Raw genomic sequence first — 1,627 nt, 5'->3', positions numbered from 1 at the left:
GGGGGGTGCGCTCACGCAGCCATTCCACGACTGCCGCGGTGGTCCGTCCTTCCCTCTGGCCCAGCAAACCTTGGTCACCGCCGAGGTCGACGAACCCGGTGTCCCACGGGTCGACCCGCACCCACCTTCCGGTGTCCCGGCACCGCTCCCACCGGGGCTTCCCGCGTCGGGTTTCGTCGATGCCGAGGACCGCACCGGGGCCGGCTCGATCAGCAGTGCTTCGGCGCGGGCGATGAACGCCCGGTGCGCGGTCGGCCAGGACACACTGTGGGTGGCGGCGACCTCGGCCACCGAGCGGGCGGCGTCACCGATCGCCGCCCCGATCTGGGTGCGCAGCCGGCCGGTGGTGCGGGCACGGCGTGGGATCTGTTCGATCACCTCGGTGAACGATCCGCGGGTGCAGTATTCCTCTCGGCATCGCCACCGGGTCTTGCTCCAGTGAACAATGATTCGGTCGGAACCGTAGGGGATGTCCTTGGGAAACGTGATCACGCGTTCCTTGGTGGAAGTAGAGAACACTCCGCACCCCGGGCACGCCGATGCACACTCGTCATCGGTGACCACATCGACGATCCTGGTTCCATCTGGTTTTCGGGACACGTTCGTCACCCGCAGTCCGGGTAGCCCGAACAACAGTGTCGTACTCTCGACCACGCCCTTGGTTCTCCTTCGGTCCGAATGCTTCGCAACACTCAGAGTGCGTCTGAAAACTCCGGTATGAGTCATGCTGTGCGGGCGAGTCGACGTGACATGGTGGCGATCATGACGATGTAAATCATCGCTTCGTGATGATCGGGGCGGGTTTCGTAATCACGGACGCAGCGGCGGTGTTTGCTGATCCAGGCGAAGGTTCGCTCGACCACCCACCGCCGGGGCAGGACCTTGAACCCTTTGACGTCATCGGTGCGTTTGACAACCTGAACCGTCAGGGCCAGAACCTTTTTCGACCAGTCGAGCAACCGCCCGGCGTAGCCGCCGTCAGCCCACACCATGGTGATCGTCGAACAGTGGGCACGCAGCACGGACAGCAATCGGTTGGCCCCGTCGCGGTCCTGAATGCTGGCCATCGTCACCACGACCGCCAGCAGCAACCCGTTGGTGTCGACCGCGATGTGACGTTTGCGGCCGTTGATTTTCTTACCCGCATCGAAACCCCGACTCGACCGGGGCACGGTATCGGCGCCGCGAACCGATTGGGAGTCGATGATCGCCGCAGAAGGCAGCGGGCGGCGGGCGCCCCGGACCCGGACCCGATCACGGAGCGCGTCGTGAATGTGCTGCCACACCCCCGCCCGCACCCAGCGGACGAAGATCGCATACACCGTGGTGGCGGGCGGGAACTCCGCCGGCAACTGCCGCCAGGCGATCCCGCCCCGCACGAGGTAGAAGATGGCGTCGAGCACGAGACGGCGGCAGTGCTTTTCGGGTCGGCCACCGCTGCCGGTGGTGTTGCCGGGTGGTGGGAGCAGGGGTTCGAGAAGCGCCCATTGTGCGTTCGTAACCGACGACGACGGGTACACCGCGCACCGGTGTGCCCTCGCATTGTTCGGGGGTGGGGCATGACGGGCACAGCACGATGGGAGATGATGACAAGCGAACTCCTGGTTGGGTCGTGGTACAAGCACTA

At 65.3% G+C, this 1,627-nt stretch carries 2 protein-coding genes; both read right to left on the bottom strand.

Features of this window, described 5'->3' with window-relative positions:
* A partial coding sequence (locus RM2_RS25520) for a transposase family protein (protein ID WP_169846824.1) occupies positions 1–654 on the bottom strand: 654 nt, incomplete at its 3' end.
* Positions 655–722: 68 nt separating this feature from the next.
* On the bottom strand, positions 723–1,520 hold the full coding sequence (locus RM2_RS23050) for an IS5 family transposase (RefSeq protein ID WP_072691766.1): 798 nt from the start codon (positions 1,518–1,520) through the stop codon (positions 723–725).
* Positions 1,521–1,627 lie beyond the last annotated feature (107 nt).

Origin of the sequence: Rhodococcus marinonascens NBRC 14363 (assembly GCF_001894885.1) — a bacterium.
Classification (GTDB): Bacteria; Actinomycetota; Actinomycetes; order Mycobacteriales; family Mycobacteriaceae; genus Rhodococcus_F; species Rhodococcus_F marinonascens.
This window is presented reverse-complemented; position numbering and strand designations above follow the sequence as displayed.